This window comes from Phycisphaerae bacterium (assembly GCA_024102815.1).
Lineage (GTDB): Bacteria > Planctomycetota > Phycisphaerae > UBA1845 > UBA1845 > JAGFJJ01.
Genome location: JAGFJJ010000069.1, coordinates 358,910 through 379,648, shown reverse-complemented (window position 1 = coordinate 379,648; position 20,739 = coordinate 358,910). Strand labels below are relative to the sequence as shown.

11 protein-coding genes are annotated in these 20,739 nt (G+C 61.9%); 5 read left to right on the top strand and 6 right to left on the bottom strand.

The features are described from left to right. Nucleotides 1-295: 295 nt before the first annotated feature. Entirely contained in the window at nt 296-3,370 is a 3,075-nt protein-coding gene (locus J5J06_17725; protein MCO6438937.1) for an indolepyruvate oxidoreductase subunit beta, read from the bottom strand. Nucleotides 3,371-3,507: 137 nt separating this feature from the next. Then, nucleotides 3,508-5,124, bottom strand: coding sequence for an indolepyruvate ferredoxin oxidoreductase (locus tag J5J06_17720; GenBank protein ID MCO6438936.1), 1,617 nt, complete (start codon nt 5,122-5,124; stop codon nt 3,508-3,510). 296 nt (nt 5,125-5,420) lie between these two features. On the opposite strand from J5J06_17720, the gene J5J06_17715 reads away from it, so the two are divergent. Beyond that, complete coding sequence (locus tag J5J06_17715; GenBank protein MCO6438935.1) at nt 5,421-10,052, top strand: S8 family serine peptidase; 4,632 nt, start codon at nt 5,421-5,423, stop codon at nt 10,050-10,052. Between the two features lie 198 nt (nt 10,053-10,250). Beyond that, nucleotides 10,251-12,962 (top strand): insulinase family protein, encoded by a 2,712-nt coding sequence (locus J5J06_17710; protein MCO6438934.1) that lies wholly within the window; start codon nt 10,251-10,253, stop codon nt 12,960-12,962. Nucleotides 12,963-12,971: 9 nt separating this feature from the next. Here J5J06_17710 and J5J06_17705 read toward each other — a convergent pair whose 3' ends face one another. Then, nucleotides 12,972-14,528, bottom strand: coding sequence for a DUF2723 domain-containing protein (locus tag J5J06_17705; protein MCO6438933.1), 1,557 nt, complete (start codon nt 14,526-14,528; stop codon nt 12,972-12,974). Between the two features lie 201 nt (nt 14,529-14,729). On the opposite strand from J5J06_17705, the gene J5J06_17700 reads away from it, so the two are divergent. Continuing rightward, a complete protein-coding gene (locus J5J06_17700) occupies nt 14,730-15,404 on the top strand; it encodes an HAD family phosphatase (protein ID MCO6438932.1) in 675 nt (224 codons plus the stop codon). 72 nt (nt 15,405-15,476) lie between these two features. Beyond that, complete coding sequence (locus J5J06_17695; protein MCO6438931.1) at nt 15,477-16,676, top strand: trypsin-like peptidase domain-containing protein; 1,200 nt, start codon at nt 15,477-15,479, stop codon at nt 16,674-16,676. A gap of 69 nt (nt 16,677-16,745) precedes the next feature. Here the strand turns inward: J5J06_17695 and J5J06_17690 are convergent, their stop codons facing one another. Genes J5J06_17690 through miaA form a run of 3 tightly spaced genes read right to left on the bottom strand, consistent with a single transcriptional unit; the run spans nt 16,746 to nt 19,573 of the window. Continuing rightward, on the bottom strand, nt 16,746-17,678 hold the full coding sequence (locus J5J06_17690) for an ABC transporter permease (GenBank protein ID MCO6438930.1): 933 nt from the start codon (nt 17,676-17,678) through the stop codon (nt 16,746-16,748). A gap of 3 nt (nt 17,679-17,681) precedes the next feature. Next, nucleotides 17,682-18,653: an ABC transporter ATP-binding protein gene (locus J5J06_17685; protein ID MCO6438929.1), complete on the bottom strand. Its 972-nt coding sequence runs from the start codon at nt 18,651-18,653 to the stop codon at nt 17,682-17,684. Continuing rightward, nucleotides 18,629-19,573, bottom strand: coding sequence for a tRNA (adenosine(37)-N6)-dimethylallyltransferase MiaA (gene miaA / locus J5J06_17680; GenBank protein MCO6438928.1), 945 nt, complete (start codon nt 19,571-19,573; stop codon nt 18,629-18,631). Before miaA ends, J5J06_17685 begins: the two co-directional genes overlap by 25 nt. A 105-nt stretch (nt 19,574-19,678) precedes the next feature. Here miaA and lpxD point away from each other — a divergent pair, with 105 nt between their 5' ends. After that, nucleotides 19,679-20,731, top strand: coding sequence for a UDP-3-O-(3-hydroxymyristoyl)glucosamine N-acyltransferase (gene lpxD, locus J5J06_17675; GenBank protein MCO6438927.1), 1,053 nt, complete (start codon nt 19,679-19,681; stop codon nt 20,729-20,731). Nucleotides 20,732-20,739: the final 8 nt, after the last annotated feature.

Genomic DNA, 20,739 nt, shown 5'->3' with positions numbered 1-20,739 from the left:
TCGTCGCAGCCGGCCGCGGGATCGCCGCATGCGGCACATGCGGTGTCCGCATCTGCAAGGAGATCCTCCCGGCCAGCTCCGGCGGAAGAGGCTTCTTCGATGGCCGGTCGAATCGCATCGAGGTCCGCCCGGTTGAAGCCGGCGTCCCGACAAACCGGGGGAATGCTGTCCAATGGGGACGGAAGGGGAGTGCAACCGACGAGAGCCACTGAGAGAAAGTACACCGCGCGCCGCAGCTTCATCCTGGCGTGAGTGTGCGCGTTCGGCGACGAGAAGGCAAGAAAGCCCAATCGCCCTATGTTGTGGTCGAGGCAGCCTCAGCTTCCCGCTCCGGATTCTCGGCCACTCCTTCCACCCACTGCGCCGAGGCGGCCTGTTCGCGGGCTGCGGAGCGCTCCATACGATCCGTGCGGTAGCACAAATAGCGTCCGAGCGAGCGGACCGCCTGATCGCACGTGCGGAAGACGGGCACGCCGCCTTCGCGAATGCGCCTGGCCATCGCGTCGTACGACCGTCCGGAGTCGATCACGGCAATGATCGGCTTGGGGGCATTGCGCAGCAGGGCGGGGAGACGGTCGGCAAGCGAGCCCGGTTTGGCCAGTTCCTCCTCGGTCGTCAGGAGTTGCGGCGTGAGGGGTACACAGGCCACGACCACGGCATCGACGTTCTCGTCCTCGATCATGGCTTCGATACCTGCCTGGTAGGCGTCCTCATTCGCCATGGGTGTGATATCCAGCGGGTTGCGGACATTGATGAGCCCTTCGAGCTTGAGCGTTCGAAGTCGGGTCGAAAGATTCTCGATGGTGTTCTCGCTCAGTCTGGCGATCTCCAGCTCGTAGCGCATGCCCAGGATGGCGTCGGCCATGCCCACGGTTTCGAATCCGGCGTTGCTGATGGCACCGATGCGCCGCCCGCGTACCTCCTTGGCATGCAACGCCGTGGAAAGTTCCAGAAGCTGCTCGAACTCCTTGAAGGTGTCCGTAACGATCGCGCCGGCGTGGGCGACGGCCGTCTGGCAGATGTCGTAGTCGCCGGCGACGGAATGCGTATGTCCGGCGGTGGCGGCGCGACCCGGAGCGGTCCGGCCTGCTTTGTAGAAAACGATGGTCTTTCCGGTGGACGTAACTTCGCGCACCGCGCGGACGAAGGCGAGACCGTCGAGGTCGTTGAAGCCCTCGACATAGACGCCGATGCAGTCGATGTCGCCGCGGGCACCGACCGTGCGGAGGAAGTCTGACACGGTCAGATCAATCTGGTTGCCGAGCGAAATCGCCAGCGTCGGGTCGAGCGATTCGAGGTTGCTCATACGGCTGATGATGTAGGCTCCGCTCTGGGAGATGAGCGCCACCCGCTTGGGCACCGCGTTGCGGCGGGGGTCGAGTTTCTCGTTGGGAATGAAGAAGGTGTCGTAGCTGCCCGGATGCGAGCGGACGCCGAGGCAGTTGGGGCCGAGCACGATGGGGCCGCCGTCCGGTCGCGAGCGGGAGTCGAGAATCGCCTTGCGAACCTGCTCTTCGATGTGTTCCGTGCCTTCGCGCTCGCCCATACCGCCGGGAATGAGGATGGCCGACGCGACCTTGCCGCTTCTTATGATCTCGTCCATCAGGCGGGCGGCATCGTCGGACGACGCGGCCACGACAAGCAGATCGACCGGCTCCGGCAGGTGAGCAATGTCGGGGACGCAGCGAACGCCATCAATGGCGTCCTCCCCTTCCTTAATGACGTAGGCGTGCTCCCTGGCGAATCCGCAGTCGAGCACGTTGTTGAGGATGATCCGTCCAAAGTTGGCTCTCTTGGATGAGACGCCGAGGACCGCGATGGACTTGGGCGTGAGCATCGAACCGATCCGCTGAATGGGTCGGGCGGGCGGCTCGGGCGTGGCTGTGGCCAGGCGTCCACGACCGTCGAGCGGGATCATGCGTTGCCCGGAGAAGGCAAAAGGATTCACTTCGAGCTCCCCGAGGTCCGGGCCTTCCTGTCCGCGGTCCAGGCAGTAGGTTCGCGCCAGGGCGATGAACGCCCGGAAGCAACGGAGCAACTCGCCGTCGGAAACAACGCGGTGATGCCCGCGGGCCTTGCCGGCGAGAATCTCGTAGGCAGCGGTGGACTTGAACATCTCCAGAAACTGCTCGGGAGAGGTGTCGATCGCCAGAGCCTTGGCCACAGCGATACCGGGTTTCATCTTGTGGGCCAGGAATTCGGTGTCCACGCCGCCGAGCCCCGCGGCGATGATGGCGCCGAATTCTCTTGTGGCGCGAATGCCTACGAAGAGCTCTTGTCCGAATCCCGACCCGGCCCGCTCCACGAATTCCACCAGCAGCACGCCGGCAAGGTTCTCGTCCTGGTCGCCAAAGCGGGCGGCCATCTGGCGAAGCTCGCGGTTGACGGCGTCAACGTCGCGGGGGATGAATCGCACTGCTCCGGCCTCGGTCTTATGGACGACCTTTGTCGAGACGAGCTTGAGCACGACGCGATCGCCGGAGAACTCGGCCAGGGTTTCCGCAGTCACGCTCTCACCGGGCTGGAGGAATTGATGTCGAGGCGGTGTGATGGCGCCGACAAGCTCGACAAGTCTGTAGACCTCGTGTTCGTAGAGCTGGCGACGGCCTTCCTCATAGGCGCGGAGCAGCGTTTGGGCGACGGCTTGCGCCTCGGCGTCGCTGAGTCGAAGCTCGCCCATCGGGATGGGGGGAGCGGTTCCGGCCTCAATGTCGAGTTCCAGCTGTTCTGGCGAGAGGCTGTCGATCCAACGCCGCGTTTCCAGAGGGGTGGCGCCGCGACGGAGGCCGTCCTGATACGCCGTTGCGGCGGCGCGGCCGAGCCGGCAGGCCCGTTGATTCATCTGCACGAGCGACGCGCCTTTGGCGCTGAACATTTCGCTCAGTGCAGCGTCGAGCTCATCAAGTGAAATGCCGAGCAGCCCGGATGCGGCGCCGAGCATGACCGTGTTGGCGGCGCGGACGGACCCGGCGGCCTTGGCGATGTCTTCGGCATTGACCAGCACGTGGTCCGGATAGCTCGTGACCCTTTCCAATATGTCCTCGACTGGCGGGTAATTGGGGATGTTCACGAAAGGGGCGGTACTCGCCACGATGCTTCCATGCGGGGCGAGAAACTCGACATAGCGCAGCGCCTCCAGCGGCTCAACCGCGAGGATCATGTCCACCCGACCCTTGGGGATCAGCTCGCTGAAGAGCTCATGATCGGCAATGCGCAGGTGAGATTGCACGGCTCCACCGCGCTGAGACATGCCGTGTACTTCGGCCTGCTTGACCCACCAGCCGCGGCGCACCGCGGCGATGGAAATCGCCTGCGCGATGGTCAGAATTCCCTGTCCCCCGACGCCGGCAAGAATGAGATTGTGTTCCATGAGGATCCTCGAATGGCTGACAACCGATCGGGCCGACAGCTCCGCTCCCAAGCCCGGCAACGTCGGGTGCCGGCTGATCAGCGATTCCGCCAGGCGATCGCCCGACTTCCGCGGAATCGCTCGGCTGTGACACAGGCCTACGCCGACACCGGCTCCGCCTCGGGTTCTGCACGCTTCGGCGCTACCCGTCGCTTAATCTGAATGCAGGCCCGCCGCGCCACGATGACCGACAGCCCGCGGTAGTCGATCTCCCGTTTGAACATCTGCACCGTCTGGTCGTGATATTTGCGCATCGGCTCGAAGAGCACGATGTGGTTCTCGTTAACACCCAGCCCCTTGAGCAGCCGGATCAGGTCATCCCCGGTGGCGAAGGTCTCCTGCTGGCCGGTCATCCCCACGGTCGCGTTGTCCAGGATGATGACCGTCATATTGGCGTTTTCGTGGGCTGCTCCAAGCAGCGGAGTCATGCCCGAGTGCGTGAACGTAGAGTCCCCGATGGTGCAGACGACCGGGTGGGCACCGCCCTTGGCGGCACCCAGCGCCATGCTGATTGATGCCCCCATATCCACGCAGGATTGCACGGCGTTATAGGGTGGAAGAGCGCCGAGCGTATAACAGCCGATGTCGCTGAACATGAGCGGCTGGGCGATTTCGCCGAGTGCATCTACGAGAGCGGCGAACGTGTCGCAGTGCGGGCATCCTTTGCAGAGAGCGGGCGGCCGGCCTGGAAGATCGATCTGTGCATCCGGCGTCGCCAGCGATTGCATGCCGAGCGCTACGCGAACGAGGTCGGCCGACAGCTCTCCGCTCAAAGGCAATTGCCCCGACCGCTTGCCACGGATCAGCTTGCCCGGAATGCCAAGCAGGCCGCGCAGTTGCGTTTCGATATACGGGTAGCCGTCCTCGACAACGAGGATTTCGCCGCAGTGGTCGACGAGTTGACGTACGAGTCCAACCGGAATGGGGTAGGCGCCGATCTTCAGCAGCGACAAATTCGTGTCACCGGCGAGGACCTCCCGGACGTAATTGTACGCGATCCCGGAAGCAATGACGCCCTTGGGACCGGCGAGCGTGAGCTGGTTGTAACGGGAGTTGGCCGAGAATTCATGGAGCGATTTCTGCATATCCAGCAATCGCCGGAAGCGGCGACGCGCATTGACGGGCAGCAGGGTCCAGTCTCGGGCATCCTTGACGATGTTGAGTTCGCGGCGAGGCGGCGATGGAGGCGTGCGCTTTACGTTGGACCGGCTGTGCGCCAGGCGCGTGACCAGACGGATCACCGCGGGCAGTCCGAGCTTTTCGGAAAGTTCGAACGCCTCACGGGTCATGTCGTAAGCCTCCTGTTGGTTGGTGGGCTCGAACATGGGCACCTGGGCGAAGTCCCCGTAGAAGCGGCTGTCCTGCTCGTTCTGGGAGGAGTGCATGCCGGGATCGTCGGCCACGGCCAAGACGATAGCCCCGTGCGCTCCAGTCAGTGCCGAGTTGATGAAGGGGTCGGCCGCGACGTTAAGGCCCACGTGCTTCATCGCCACCAGCGAGCGTTTGCCGATGTACGACATGCCTAGGGCTTCCTCGAAGGCGACCTTTTCGTTGGCCGACCATCGGGCGGCGACGGATCCGTCCCGTGTCCCATTCCGGGCGACAAACTCGAATATCTCCGTGGCCGGTGTCCCGGGGTAGGAGAACATCCCGCTGATGCCCGCATCGAGCGCCGCAATACCGACCGCTTCGTCGCCTAGCAGCAGTTCGGCCATAACTGGTCGTCCTTGCTTGAATTGGATGAACGCATTTCCCGTCCGAACCTCCACCGCAGCCGAGCCCGCTGCGGCGTCAGGAATACCGACGGCCCATGGAGGTCGTCATGCAATACCTGTGCCATGGGAGGGAGAAGGAGCGGCCAAAAGCCCCCCAAAGGCCTGCCAACAATGGCCATATTCCGTTGGTCCATGCTGTCTGCCGGCCCTATAATGGGCACACCCGCCGGGGGATTCCGTGGAAGCCGATGTCGCGCTGGAACAGCCGCGCCCGGATCAGGCCGGAGAATTTCACAATGGCGAAAGGCCGGATCCTTTTCTTGCTGGCCACCACATGGGCGGCGCTGCCTGCTACGGCTTTCGCTCAGTCGTTTCCTCGGATCGACTACACCAAAAGCGAGATTTCACAGGGCGTCCAGCCGCAGTCCGCGTGGGAGTTGGCCGTAGGACTGCGAGAAGGCGAAGGGTTGGCTGTTTCGCCTAATCTGACATCGGGCCCCGCTGCGGCCCATCCCGGACGAATCCTCGTCCGTACCAAGCCGAATCCGCTGGCTGGGGGCGGCGCCCGCATGGAAGCGCCGAAGCTCGCCGTCATCGATACCGACATTCGCAGGCTGCCCGTCGTAGACGGACTTTATCTTTTCGAGGTCGATCCCGCTCAGGGGGACGCAGCCCTGCAGGCACTCCGGTTGGATCCGGGCGTGGCCTATGCCGAGCCTGACTTCGCCGTTTTCTTGAGCGAGGTTCCCGATGACGAGTACTTCAGTTTCCAGTGGGGCTTGTTGAACGCTGGCGATCCCGTATTCGATCAGCCCGGCGTCGCGGGTGCTGACATCAACGCCACGGCAGCCTGGAATCTCTGGACCGGCGCGAGCGATTTTCGCGTGGCAGTGATCGACACGGGGATCGACTTTTTCCATCCGGATCTGGTCCCCAACATCTGGACCAATGCGGGCGAGATTCCGAACAACGGCGTTGACGACGACGGGAACGGCTACGTCGACGACGTGCACGGCTACGACGTGTATGAAGGTGACCCCGATCCGACCGACTACGTCGGTCACGGCACGCACGTCTCGGGCACAATCGCGGCCGTGGGAAACGACGGCCTCGGTGTCGCCGGCGTCTGCTGGCGGGCGCAGATCGTTCCCGTCAAGGTTTTCGGTGATGACGGGAACGGATTCGTGTCTGCCCTTGTCGCGGGGATTCAGTACGCTCTCGACAACGACATTCCGCTGTCCAACAACAGCTACGGTCTGACGGATTATTCGCAGGCACTATACGACGTGATCGCGGAAGCCCGGCAGCGCGGTCACCTCTATGTGACAGCCGCGGGCAACTTCCTGGGGCGCGACATCGACCGATACCCCGTTTATCCCGCCTCGTTCGATCTGGACAATATCGTGGTCGCGGGAGCAACGGCCAGCGATGATACACTGTCCGCGGTATCGTGTATCGGCTCGGAGTCGGTTGATGTTGGCGCTCCGGGGCAGGACATTCTGAGCACCTATCCAGGGGGATGGGCATTCGCGACGGGGACATCGATGTCCTCAGCCTTCGTGACAGGCGTTGCGGCGCTTCTCATGAGTCGCCGTCCGGAGCTGGACTGGGAGGCGGTGAAGTCTCGAATGCTCGATACGGTTCGGTCGGTGGGGGGGTTGTCGGGCCGTATTGCCACCGGCGGTGTGATTGATGCCGCCGCAGCCGCAGGAGATTGCAACGAAAACGGTGTGGCCGACGAGGCGGAAATCGCTGCAGGAGAAAGCCTGGATTGCGACGGGAACGGCGTTCCCGACGAATGCCAGGATGACTGTAACGGAAATGGGCGTTACGACGCATGTGATGTCGGGGATGGGACAAGTTCCGATTGCAACGGCACCGGGATTCCTGACGAGTGCGACCTGGCCGGTGGGGCGGCTCGCGACTGTAACGGCAATGATATTCCCGACGAGTGCGACGTCGCCACCGGCTCGAGCAACGACCTGAATACCACCGGTGTGCCCGACGAGTGCGAGACGTGCGCCATGGAAGCGGATTGTGATGACGGCAATCCCTGCACCGATGAGAGCTGCACGGGCACGTTGTGCTACTGGACGGACAACTCGTCGACCTGTGACGATGGAAACGAATGCACGGAAAACGACATCTGCGAGGCTGGTGTCTGCTCAGGATCGCTTGTGCCGACGCTGGATTGCGCCCCTTTGCTTTCCGTACGCGCAGCGGCGATCAACGGCCGCGCCGTGCCGGGCGGTCCGGCCGACAGCATCACTGCCGATCGCGGTGATCGCATCACCGTGGAGTTCTACATCGAGCGCTGGTGGCCAGACATCATTCAAGGCATCAACCTGTATCTGGATACGACAGGCTTTGCCAGTGGGGCGACGGGCCAGCTCCTTCCCGTGGTTGATCCGACCCCGGAGGCAGGGGCGTTCATGGATCGTTCCCGGCAGGACTTCATCTTTTATGATCTGACAACGATCACCATTGTCCAGGCGCTCCCGCCGGACTTCTACCAGTATATCAGTGTGCTCGTGCAGACAGATGATTGCGCCGGCGATCCCGGCCGACCTGCCTACGGAGGTACCCTGCTCCTCGATATTTCCGATACTGCTTCCGGTGACTTCCAACTCTGTCTCGATCCGGACTATTTCGAGCGCAGCTTCCTGATCGATTGTCCCTTCCCTGTGGCGGTTGCGCCCCTTACCTATTCCTGCCTGACGATTCATGTCCCGCTGGAGGGATGTCAGCAGGGTCCGGACTGCAATGGAAATGGCACATGGGATATTTGTGACATCGCGCAAGGAGACAGCCCGGATTGCAATCGTAATGACGTACCCGATGAATGCGACTTTGCGGCGGGGACCAGCTTCGACTGCAACGGCAACGGTCTGCCGGATGAATGTGACGTAGCGGCCGAGACGAGCGAGGACTGCGACGGCGACCTCGTTCCCGACGAGTGCGAGCCGGACTGCAACGGCAACGGTACGCCCGATGACTGTGATCTCAGGACGGGTGTCAGCCTGGACTGCAACGACAACGGTATACCGGACGAATGTGACATCGCATCAGGAACGAGCGGCGACTGCGACAGCCTGGGTAACGGGATTCCCGACGAATGCGAGCCCGACTGTAACAGCAATGGCGTGGCGGATAGCTGTGACATTGGAACCGGAACCAGTATCGACGCGGATGACAATCTTATCCCCGATGACTGCCAGGTTACACGGCTTGTGCCGCAGGAATATGCGACGCTGCAGGCGGCTATTGACGCCAGCGGACCCGGGGATGTCGTGGCAGTGGCGGATGGATGGTATGTGGGCGCCGGATTCCGGGACATCGATTTTCGAGGAAAGGTTATCACGGTACGAAGCGTTAATGGGCCGGAGAACTGCATTATCGATGGACACGGCGTAGGTGCAGTATTCCGCTTTCGAGGCAAGGAGACTCGCCGGTCCCGGCTGATCGGTTTCACGATCATCAACGGCGCTCTCGGCGTTCAGGTCGAGCGGTACACCGGCCCGACCGTGAGGAATTGCATCCTGAAGGATCACTGGGGAGCGGCGATCAACCTGTTTCTGGCGGATCCACTTTTTGAAGATTGCCTCATTGAGGGAAACGAAGCCAATCTGACAAGCTGGAACGTATGGAGTCGCCCCGTCTACCGACGCTGCACATTTCGGAACAATACGCGCGGCGGGGCGATCCTGCTGGTGGAGAGTGACGCAGTTATCGAAAATTGTGCACTGATCAATAATTCCTTCTCGGCAGGTGCGGCGTTGTACATTGAGGGTTCCAAGCCGACGATCCGTGGCACCACCATCGTGGGGAACCGCGCAGGGACCGCGGGCGCACTGTATGCCGAGCGGAGCATCGTGACGCTCTCGCATTCAATTCTCTGGGATAACTTGACGCTGGATGTGCCGGACGGAAATGCGGGTCCCGACCTGGACGTCGTGTATTTGGAAGATTCCATTTTGCATGTTTCCTATAGCGACATCTCCGGCGGGACAAAGTCGGTGCGGACGACGGGGGAGAGCGCATTGGAATGGGGCCCGGGCAACCTGACCGGGAATCCACTATTCCAGAACACGGGTGCGGGCGGACGCGGTCTGATCGACGGCGACGTAACCTTGGGGCCGTTGTCTCCCTGCATCGACGGGGGGGATCCGGCCTTCGCTGTCGATCCGGGGGCTTCGGACATTCAGGGAGATCCAAGGAAGATCTTCGCCGCCATTGACATCGGCGCCGATGAGGCGGTTGCGTTCAGCGACTGCAACGATAACGGTCTGCCCGACGGAAGAGACATCGTGGAGGGACGCAGCGCCGACTGCAATCGCAACCGAACTCCCGATGAATGTGATCTTACCTCGGGCAACAGCACGGATGCGGACGGAGACAGCCAGCCGGATGAGTGCGCCGCGCCGCTGTTGATCGCGGCCGGGCCTACTCAACTGCGCGTGCTCGTCGCGGAACAGCTCCCGCCCGTGGCACTGGGTATCGAGAGGTTGAGCGCGGAACCGGACACCGGCTGTGCAGATGGATTTGTGCAGGCGGACGGAACGATTGGCCAATCGCCTGAATTCCGCGTTCCGTCCGAGTGGGGCGCGGTCGTGATCCGAGACGGCATTGTGCCGCAACGTACCTACATGCTGAGGGCGTTTGTCGAGACCGACTTTGCCCTCCCGGCAGACGGCGTGTCGATTTCGACCCCGAGGCGCGCCGATGTGAATGGGGACGGTCTCGTCGATGCCGCCGACATCGGAGCATTGACCGAGGTATACGGAGGCACACGGGCTTCAGCCGAGACGGCTGTGCGGTCCGATCTCGAGCCTTGCATCGCGGACGGTCGGATTGATGCCCGGGATCTTCTGCGCCTCGTCCGCATCCTGGATGGTGAGGCCGCAGCCTGCCCGGCGCCTTGTCCGTAATTGTATTTCGCTCGTTTGGGCAGGCGGCTGGATAAGGGATCGCCGAAAGGGCCGAGGTCATAGCAACTGTCGTTTCCTGTCGCGTCCGTCTGGTTGCGGCAGCGCCCGCTGGTTACCCTATCGAAAACGATTTGCAGCAGTCGCCGCGCCGGATCGGGCGGACGACTGCAACGACCCATGTCCCGGTAGGATACAGGAATGAAAAGGCTAAACGCTCTGATGGTGGTAGGGCTGGTCGCGACGACTTCGGCAAGCGCGTCAAAGGCGCAGCAGGTGGAGTATGAGCGCTACACGCTTCCCAACGGTATGACCGTCATTCTGCACGAAGATCACAGTCTGCCGACGGCGTGCATCAACACATGGTACTACGTCGGCTCGAAGGACGAGGCCGACCGGAGGTCGGGTTTCGCCCACCTCTTCGAACATCTGATGTTCATGGGCACGGAGCGCGTTCCCGAGGGTCGATTCGACCAGATCATGGAGAGCTACGGGGGATGGAACAACGCCAGCACGAGCCAGGATCGGACCAACTATTACTCGTGCGGGCCGGCTGAGTTGCTGCCCGTTCTTCTCTGGCTTGATGCTGACCGGCTGGAATCGCTTGGCAAAGCCATGACGCAGGAAAAGCTCGACAAGCAGCGCGACGTGGTCCGTAATGAGCGACGGCAGAGCTATGAGAACCAGCCCTATGCCAAGGCTTGGCTGGCAGTCTATGAGATGATGTATCCGGAGGAACATCCGTACCACGAACCCGTAATCGGCACTCACGAAGATCTCGAGGCCGCGACGGTCGACGACGTGAAGAACTTCTTCGCGACATACTACGTTCCGAGCAACGCATCTCTGGTGGTCGCGGGGGATTTCAACAAAGACGATGTCAAACCGCTTGTCGAGAAGCTCTTCGGCACGCTGCAGCGCGGATCAGACGTCGTGCACAAGTCGGCCGATCCCGTCGAGCTCGACGGCGTGATGACCCGAACTTTGACCGACAACGTCCAATTCCCCCGAACGATGATGGTCTACCACAGCCCAGCCGAGTTCCAGCCCGGCGATGCCGAGATGGACCTTGTGGCTGACATCCTCGCGGACGGCATCTCCAGCCGGCTGTACCAGCGGCTCATCTACAAGGACAAGCTGGCCAGCGATGTCTCGGCGTTCCAGGCGTCGGGGCTGCTCGGTTCGCTGTTTTTCATCCAGGCGACGGCCGCGCCGGGTGTGACGCTCGATCAGGTGGAGACGGCGGCGGACGAAGTAATCGCAGAGTTCCTCCGTGAGGGACCGACCTCGGAGGAGCTGGAGCGGCAGAAATCGCGGCGCGAATTCAGTTTCGTGTCTCGATTGGAGTCGCTGCTGGCGCGAGCGGACGCTCTGAACAAATATCAGTTCTTTTTCGACGAGCCGGACTCCTTCAAAGTCGACCTCGACCGCTACCGGACGGTTTCTCGCAACAGTGCCATCATGTGGGCCCGCAAGGTGCTGACGCCGGACGCTCGGCTTATCCTGCGCGTCGTTCCCGAGCTGGAGACACCGGAGGTGAATCCGCGCGACACCCAGCCGAGCGTTGCTGAAGGCGAACACTTCGATGTCCCTTTGCCGGTCGAGTTCAAGCTTTCCAACGGCATTCCCGTTTATCTATGGGAGCGTCCCACACTTCCGCTAGTGGACGTCCGCCTTATGGCGAAGGGCGGATCGTCGCTGGATTCACCCCCGAAGGCGGGTGTCACGGTGCTCGCTGCGGGAATGCTCGACGAGGGTGCCGGCGACAGGGACGCCGTTGCGTTTGAGCAGGCCCTGGACGAACTCGGTGCATCCTTTTCGGCGTGGGCAGGGCGGGAGGACTGCAACGCGTCGATGTCGGTTCTGCGTCGAAATCTCGAACCTGCGCTCGACCTTTTCGCGGACGCGGTCCGGCGCCCCCGGTTTGATGACAAGGAGTGGGAGCGCGTCCATCGGCTGCACATCGAGGGATTGCGAAAGGCCATGGATCGTCCGGGGTATATCGCCCGGTTTGTCGCGATGCGCGAGTATTTTGGCGAGGACCACCCTTATGGCATGCCGACTTCAGGAACGCCCGCGACGGCAGCGACCATCTCACTCGCCGACGCCAGGGCTGCGTACGAGCGTATCTTCCGCCCGTCTTCCGCGGTGATTTTGGCCGCAGGCGATGTTTCCCAGGATGAATTGAAGAACATGCTTGAGCAACGCTTCGGTGACTGGAAGGAGCCGAGTGGCGCTGCCTCCCCGCAGGAGCCGGCCTATCCGACGCTTTCCCCACAGCCCTTCCGAGTCGTGATCGTCGATCGTCCCGAGGCGGTTCAGACGGTCATCAATTTCGTGATGCCCGGCCCCGTGTACGGCAATGCCAATCGGCTCAAATTCGAACTTCTCGGGACCATTCTGGGCGGAAGCTTCACCAGCCGGCTCAACCAGAACCTGCGCGAAGAGCACGGCTATACCTACGGTGCCCGCAGCGGGTACACCATGGACCGCAGCGTCGGCTATCTCAGTGCCGGCTCGGACGTGTTCGCCAACGTGAGCGGTCCGGCCGTCGGGGAGTTTCTCAAGGAGCTGCGCGGCATTCGCAACGGTGACATCACCGCGGACGAGGCCCGCAAGGCGAGGCTCTCCCAACGTCGATCGCTTATCGATGCGTTCGAGGGACTTGGTGGGATTCTGGGATCGGGTGCTGAGATGCTCCGCTACGGTCGGCCTTTTTCGGCAATCGGAGACGACCTTGCCGCGGTCATGCGGATTTCGGAAGATGATCTGAACAAGCTGGCAAATAGCGCCGTTCCCCTGGAGAATGCCTTGCTCGTGCTCGTTGGTGATCGCAAGGCAATCATGGAGCAACTTCAGGGGCTCGATCTGCCCGAGCCAAAGGTGATTGAGGCAAAATCGCTGTTGAACTGAACGCGTCGGCTAGCGATCACTCCGCAGTACGTAAAGGTCTCCTTCGCGCTCCCACGTTCCCACGGGCGGCGCCTTGGGGACCTTTTTCGTGTCGCCCGGCACGAAGACAACACGACGTCCCTCGTGTAAGGCTGCGAGGACGCGATCGGGATCGAGGTCGGAGAGCTTGCTGGCGAGCACGGTCGGCGAATCATCGGCATATTCGATTGCGCCGTACCTGATGGCCCAGGCACTCATGGCGTCGCCCACGATGATCAGTCCGCCCGGACCTGCGAGCGTAACGGCGTGGCGGCTCATTCGCTCGGCGGACGTATCCGCCACCGACCAAGGCCAGAAGAGATAGCGATAGTCGCTGCGGTAGGGGCGGTGGCGCTCAAGTCCGTCGAGGACGTCCAACCGGCGAGCTACGGCTGGAGCGGGTAGATATATTGCCGGTGTCAAGGCCAATAAGACCGCGCTGGCAACATAGAGCCGCCGACGTCCGTGCGCCGTTGATCCATGTTCGAACCACGCGAACCCCACACCGCCGAAAACAGCGAGGTACAGGTACGTGGGGATCATGAAAAGATATTGATCAGGAACCGAGTAACGGAATGCGAAAAGGGCGTGGATGCCAAGTCCCGCAAGCAGGACAGCGAATGATGCGCTTCCGATCTCGGTGCGTCCGCGCGCGATGCCCAGAAAACTCAGGGGCAGCAGCAGATTCGGGAAGCTGAGCATCGTGAAAGCGCCGACGATCGCGAGCATGCCGGCGCTGGGAATCAGATTCAGTACCTCGCGCGAATACTGGTGCCCGAAAAGGGCGGATTGAAGCGTTTCGGCCCAGTGACCGGTGCGAAAGCCTTGTTCAACAACCATCAACGCATACGGTGCCGCGCCGATCAGCCAGAGTAGAATGCCGCCAATCAGGATGCCCGGCGAGATTCGCCGCCTCCACAAGGCTACGAGCGCCACGGCCAGAACGATCGGGGTGGTCAACAGGGCGAGCAGATGGTTACTCACACCCAGCCCATTTGCCAGAGCGGCCGCCAACAGATACGGGATCCTCCGAGAACGATACCACAAAACGATCGACCAGCACTCGATCGTCAGCAAGGCGGTGACAAGCGTGAACATCTCCGTCTGGGTGGCCTCGCGCCAAAACGTGTGGGCCAGTCCAAGCGATGCTGCGGCAAACAGGCCCGCTGGCGTTGAGCCGGTCAGCGTGCACACGCATCCGAAAAGGCAGGCCACTGTGATCGCCCCGAACAGCGAGCTGATCAGCGTGATGGCCAGGGCGGGTTCAAACAGGTCGATCCGCAAGGCGAGCCGTCCCAGCCAGTAATGCAACGGGTGCGTAAGCGCCAGGCCTAAGTGATTGTCCAGGGTGCCGGTCAGAATGCGTACGATGTGGTGCCCGGAATCCTGCCACTGCGGACCACGGCAGGCCGTCAATCCGTAAAGCAGCAGGAACGCGAGGAACAACCCCGCCATGATGCCGGGATGACTTTGCGATTTCGGGCGGTCCAGTCGAGGGTTCTGCGCCGCAAGATCCGCATAGGAGCTGTCTTCATTCGCCGGAGGCAAAGGATCTCCTTGGGTCGAGTCGCGCCGATCAGGCCGTGCCTGAGTGACTTTGCCAAAGAATAGGCCGCTGGACCTTATGCGACAATCACTCCCGATGGCCGGCTCAATCACGTCGAATCCTCCGTCGGACTTCCTATAATGTCCACAGGGCAGGTTTCCGCTGAGGGCGAAGCAGCGACGGGGGGGGCAGAGGAAGAACAGATGGTCGATAAGGACGGCATCGGGGTGATATTCGACATGGACGGTGTCTTGATCGATTCAGCCGATGCGCACCTTCGAAGTTGGCGGTTGCTAGGCGAGGAAAACGACGCGACCATTTCCCACGAGCAATTCATGCGCACCTTCGGACGGCCCAATCGCGAGATCATCCCTGTTTTGTTTGACGAGCACGATGGGCGCTGCGTTGACCGGCTCGCCGAGCGCAAGGAGGAAATCTACAGGGACCTGATTCGAGAAGATCCTCCGCTGGTTGATGGCGCATCCGCATTGCTGCGGGAGCTCCAGGAGCGCGGCGTGCGAATAGGGATCGGTTCATCCGGCCCGCCGGCCAATATCAGGCTTGTGGTTGAGGCGCTCGGAGCCGAGCATCTGATTCGCGCGGTCGTCAGCGGGGACGATGTCGAACGGGGCAAGCCCGACCCGCAGGTATTCGAGCTTTCGGCCAGGCGGCTGGAACTTTCCCCTTCCCGGTGCGTCGTAATTGAAGACGCTCCCGTGGGCGTCGAGGCGGCCAAAGCGGCGGGGGCGTTGGCGGTGGCGGTGCTCCTGCACCATGGTGCGGAGAAGTTTCGCGCTGCCGACCTCATCGTGCAGCGGCTTCGCGACCTGACGGCCGACCGCCTGATGCGGATGGTTCTCGGGAGGGCCTGCGCATGATGCATAGGATGAATTGCGGGCTGCTTCGAGACGTGACCGCCCCCCCGTTATGCGCGTTGGAGCAGAAGTCCAATGTCTGACCGTGAAGTCCGCCGCGCCCCGACACTGCTACAGCAATTCCTGCTGCTACTGGCGGTCACCTTTGTCGTGCTGGTGGGGAGCGTCCGACTGGGTCTCGTGGAGTGGTGGGCCTATTCGATGGAGCGCGGCCGGATTCAGGCGATGCGTGAGAGCTTCAAGGAATTCAGTCCCACGGAATCTGATGCAATACTTCGAGAAAATGTGATCGCCACCGTGATTCCGGCGGTCGTCAGCGTGGAAGCGGATCTGGAGCTTCACGCGAAAGAATCAACGTCGGCGCCCAGCCAGTCCCGCGACGGGCTTGTCGGTCCCCCGGCGCCGCCGGAGTCCGAGAGAGAATTCGACGGGGACCGCGGCTGGGGCAGCGGGTTCATCATCGATGCCGACGGCGGATACGTTCTGACCAATGCCCACGTCGTCTACGGGGCGAGCGGCGTGCGCGTGCACACGGCCGACGACCGCAAGCTCGCTGCGCAGGTCGTGGGGATCGACACCGAGACCGACTTGGCTGTCGTTCAGATTCCTTCAGAAAAGCTCCATCAAATTCCTTTGGGCGACAGTGAACGCGTGGCCGTCGGAGAGGAAGTGCTGGCCGTGGGGAGCCCGTTCGGACTGGATCGGACGGTGACTCAGGGAATCATCAGTGCACTCAATCGCCGCGGCATTCGGGGTGAGACTGAGCGGTATGCGAGATTGATCCAGACCGACGCCGCGATCAGTCCAGGTAGCAGCGGCGGGCCGCTGGTGAATCTGCGGGGCGAGGTCATCGGCATCAACACGGCGATTATTTCGCCCGGTGGACGGTTCCAGGGAGTGGGCTTTGCCATACCATCGGCGATCGCAGCGGGAATGATCCCGGATCTGATTTCAGGCGGTCCGGCGTTTCTGGGTGTGCTCGTATGGAACGCGACGGACCCGGCGGGACGTGAGGAAGTGCGCTCGTTGGGGTGGACGGAGGACTACGGTGCCGTCGTCGACGAGGTTTATGCGAATACGGGCGCGGCCGAGGCCGGACTGCGCGTGGACGACATTCTACTTTCCCTCGATGGCGAACGAATCAACTCCATTGAACAACTCGGCGAGATGGTCCAGCGCCGCAAGCCGGGCGAGGCGGTCGACCTCACTATTCTCCGCGACCACGCCGAACAGGTGGTGACGCTCGAATTGTCGCGACGATATGCGCCTCGCTAAGTCTCGCGCAACCGCATGAGCCGGAAGGCCTGCCGAACCGGATACGATGGAACAATCAGCGGCACCATGTCATAGGTCGCGGCGACAGAAGTAGGCCATTCCGAGCGCTACAATCACGGCTTCAAATGCCAATGAGGATCCGACCGATAGCCAGGCACTGCGCTTCATGTGGGCCTTCTCGGCCGCTTGAGCGCGCTGGACGATCTCAGTTTGGCCTTCTCCCGTTGGCATGGGCATGACCTCCACTGGATTGGCCGATCCAGCCCACCGCCGGGCGAGATACGTAAAATCAGAGGTCTTTGGAACGACCCAGCTGGCAATCTGCACGGCCCGATACATCGAGCGATGCTGCTGCCATTCCGGATACATGACGAATGTATCTCCCAGTGACTGTACGCCGCTAAAGCCGATCCAACTAATAATGGTCAAGACGATGGCCAAGACGGTGCTTCGCGTCAGCACGCCCACGAGCGCGGTGACGCAATAAAGATAACTGAACAGAACCACGACCAGAGGGATGCACAGCAGGTATCCGGGCAGCCAGACCTTCCATTGAAGTCCCGCGACAAGGAACGTCAATCCAACGAACACGCCGGCTTGGACAAAAACAAAAAACAGCGCGCCGAGGTATTTTCCCAGGTAAACCTGCCATCGGGGCAATGGTTTGGAAACCAGCACCTCGACGCCGCCGCGCTCCAGCAGCGCCGGGAAGAATCCGGCTGAAGCAATAATCAGGAGAATGACCCCGTAAGCGCCGAGAATATTATCCATGATGCCGTCGACGACCACGGCTCCGACACGATCCGGCTCGAGACCTTGATCCGTGAAGAAAGCGGTCGTTCGGATGTCCCACAACCCGAAAAGCAGACTGACTCGGTCGGGATAGAATGTTACCGATGCCATCAACGCGGCAGTGAGGACAGAAATCAGCAGCATCAACCAGAAGATGCGCCGGTCGCGCGCTTCGCGGAAGGTGTCAACGATGAGTACCCAGAGTTGCATAAGCTAGTCCGTCTTGGCCGATTCGTCCTTCTTGGGCTCGCGGCGGTCGTGTACGACCTCCACGAGGAGGTCTTCCAGCGAAAAGCGATGCGGCTTGACCGAGTCGATCAGCACGCCTTCGCGCCGTAGCAGGTCAATGGTGCGATTCACTTTCTGAACATCTGCGCCCGGTATGCGCACGGTTTGCGCGTCCATCTTAGCGCCGATTTCTGAAATCTCACCCCCTGCTTTCCCAGCGTCGCCACGAAACGCGATCTGATACTCGACCGTGTGTTCCGTCAGTTGGGTGAGCGTACCCTGTCGTGCGACCAGACCATCCACGAGTATGGCCACGCGATCACAGACCATCTCCAGCTCGCTCAAGAGGTGCGAGTTCAGGAAAATCGTGGTGCCCTGGTTGCGGAGTTCGTGGAGCAATTCACGCACATCCCGCCGCCCGACGGGATCGAGGCCGTCCGTCGGTTCATCGAGCACCAGCATCTCCGGATCATTCATAAGCGCCTGCGCGATACCGAGGCGTTGGAGCATGCCCTTGGAGTACTTGTCCGTACGCATGTTCCTCCAGCGAGCGATATCCAGGCGCTCCAGCCAGCGAGTGGCATTCTCTCGGCGCCGAGCCTTGGGCACTTTCGCCAGCGCGGCGTAGTAATTCAGAACCTGCCCGCCGGCGAGATAGGACGGGAAGCGCGGGTTCTCGGGCATGTATCCCATCCGGGCGAGCTTACCCCGATGACCGAGTGGCCGGCCGAGAATCGTGCCTCCGGCGTGCGTCGGGCGGACGACGGACATCATGATCTTGACCAGCGTGGACTTGCCGGCGCCGTTCGGACCGAGCAGTCCGAAAATCTCCCCGCGGCCCACTTGGATGTTGACTCCGCGGAGCGCATGTACCGACCGGCCGTAGCGCTTGCGCACGTCGATCAGGTCGACCGCCCAGTTGGTCATCTCCGTCACGCCGACCATAGGTGTCCCCATTGTCGCATGATTTCGTCCGCCACCCCATGTACTTCGGCGTCCGGTGGCAGATCGATCAACTCCGCCTGACGGAAGCGATTGAACCACGTTCGCTGCGCTTTGGCAAAACGGCGGGTGTTGATCTTGATGAGTTCCACGGCGTCGGCGAGTTCCAGCACGCCTTGGAAGTGCTCAATGATCTCCGCATAACCCAGCGCCTGGCGTGCCGACCGGCTCAGGGGATTGGGCTCGGCCAGGAGCGATTCCACCTCCTGAACGAGCCCCGCCTCCATCATCCGCATGACCCGCATATTGGTCCTGTGGTTCTGGTCGGCAAGTTCCCTCCGAAGTCGCAGAAGTGTATAGTCATATCGACGTTGGTCGCGATCCCACTGTTGCTGAAGTTGCGTGATCGGGGTCCCGGTCAATTCGAAGACCTCCAACGCGCGGACCAGACGACGAAGGTCGTTGGGGTGAATGCGCTCTGCGGCTGCCGAATCGACCTCGACCAGCTTCCGGTGCAAGGCCTGCGGACCCTCCCGCCTGGCCATTTCGTGCAGCCGACGGCGCACCTCGACATTCGCTCCCGGGCCCTCAAAAAGTCCCTCGGTCAGCGCTTTGAGGTATAACGGCGTACCTCCCACGACGAGAACCGGGCGGCGGCGGTTTTGGATTGCATTTATGGCTTGGTTTGCCCGGTCGACAAATTGCGCCACCGAGAAATCCTGTGAGGGCTCGACCACGTCGATCAGATGATGAGGGACCTCCCGGCGCTGTTCCGGCGTGGGTTTGGCGGTTCCGACGTCCATGCGGCGGTAGATCTTCATCGAATCAAGCGAGATGATCTCGCCACCGGTCCGCCGGGCGATTTCTCTCCCGAGCGTGCCCTTGCCGCTTCCCGTACAACCGACGATAAAGAAGAGATGCGGCTTCTCGCTCATGGTTTCCTTCGGAGGGCGGGCCATCGTTTCCATCCGGAGAAATAAGAATGTACGTTCTCGGGTCGCCGCCGCCAATCGCATCTGGGTCCAACGGAGCACTGCGGGTTGCGTGAGAAAACTGCCATTGACGCCGCCGAAATCGCCAAGCGGGTAGCCGGCGAGCTTGTTGGCGAAGGCAGCGTCCGGGTGGACGGCATTGCCACACCGGAGGTCGCCGGACCGACGTCGCTGTGCTGGGTGGGAGGGCCGGAGTACCTGGATGGGGCGATCGCCTCCTCCGCGGGTGTATTGTTGCTGCCCGGAACAATTCCAGCTCCCCAGGGGCGAACGGTCATTCGGGTGAAAGATCCCGATCTCGCACTTTGTGAGGTTCTTCGGCTCCTGGCGCCACGTGTCGAGCGAGTTCCCGTCGGAGTTCACTCGACGGCCGTCGTGGCGGCCGATGCGGAGGTTGCAGGGGCAGCCATCGGTCCACGCGTCTTCATTGGCCCGGGTGCCCACGTGGGCCCCGGAACCCAGCTTCACGCCGGAGTCCATATTGGAGCAGAATCGATTGTCGGGCGGAATGCCGTCTTATGGCCGAACGTCGTCGTGCGGGAACGCGTGACAATCGGAGATTGCGTGATCATTCATCCCAATGTGACGATCGGGGCGGATGGTTTCGGGTATCTTTTTCGCGACGGCCGACACGTCAAGATTCCGCATATCGGCACGGTGATCATCGAGGACGACGTGGAAATTGGGGCCAACTCGACGATTGATCGCGCCAAGAGCGGCGTCACGCGGATCGGCGCGGGCACCAAGATCGATAATCTTGTACAGATCGGCCACAACGTGACCGTCGGACGAAACTGCATCATTATCGCGCAATGCGGGTTGGGGGGCTCGGTAGTGCTCGAGGATGGTGTCGTGATGTCCGGCCAAGTCGGCGTCGTCGATCACGTCCGAATCGGGGCCGGCGCGCAGATCGGCGCGAAATCGACAGTTTGGGGCGACGTTCCGCCCGGCGCGATCTATAGCGGGACGCCGGCGCGGCCCAACCAGCGGTATCTCCGTGCCCAGGCGTCGATGGGGAAAGTGCCTGAACTGCTCAAGGAACTCCGCGATCTGCGCAGGCGCGTCGAGGAGCTCGAGGGGCGCATCGGACTGGGGCGCTAAGTCGTACT

Bases quoted from the DNA above. Each gene is read 5' to 3' on its own strand.
- J5J06_17725 (MCO6438937.1), bottom strand. From the start codon at position 3,370: ATGGAACACAATCTCATTCTTGCCGGCGTCGGGGGACAGGGAATTCTG.
- J5J06_17720 (MCO6438936.1), bottom strand. From the start codon at position 5,124: ATGGCCGAACTGCTGCTAGGCGACGAAGCGGTCGGTATTGCGGCGCTC.
- J5J06_17715 (MCO6438935.1), top strand. From the start codon at position 5,421: ATGGCGAAAGGCCGGATCCTTTTCTTGCTGGCCACCACATGGGCGGCG.
- J5J06_17710 (MCO6438934.1), top strand. From the start codon at position 10,251: ATGAAAAGGCTAAACGCTCTGATGGTGGTAGGGCTGGTCGCGACGACT.
- J5J06_17700 (MCO6438932.1), top strand. From the start codon at position 14,730: ATGGTCGATAAGGACGGCATCGGGGTGATATTCGACATGGACGGTGTC.
- J5J06_17695 (MCO6438931.1), top strand. From the start codon at position 15,477: ATGTCTGACCGTGAAGTCCGCCGCGCCCCGACACTGCTACAGCAATTC.
- J5J06_17690 (MCO6438930.1), bottom strand. From the start codon at position 17,678: ATGCAACTCTGGGTACTCATCGTTGACACCTTCCGCGAAGCGCGCGAC.
- J5J06_17685 (MCO6438929.1), bottom strand. From the start codon at position 18,653: ATGGGGACACCTATGGTCGGCGTGACGGAGATGACCAACTGGGCGGTC.
- miaA (MCO6438928.1), bottom strand. From the start codon at position 19,573: ATGAGCGAGAAGCCGCATCTCTTCTTTATCGTCGGTTGTACGGGAAGC.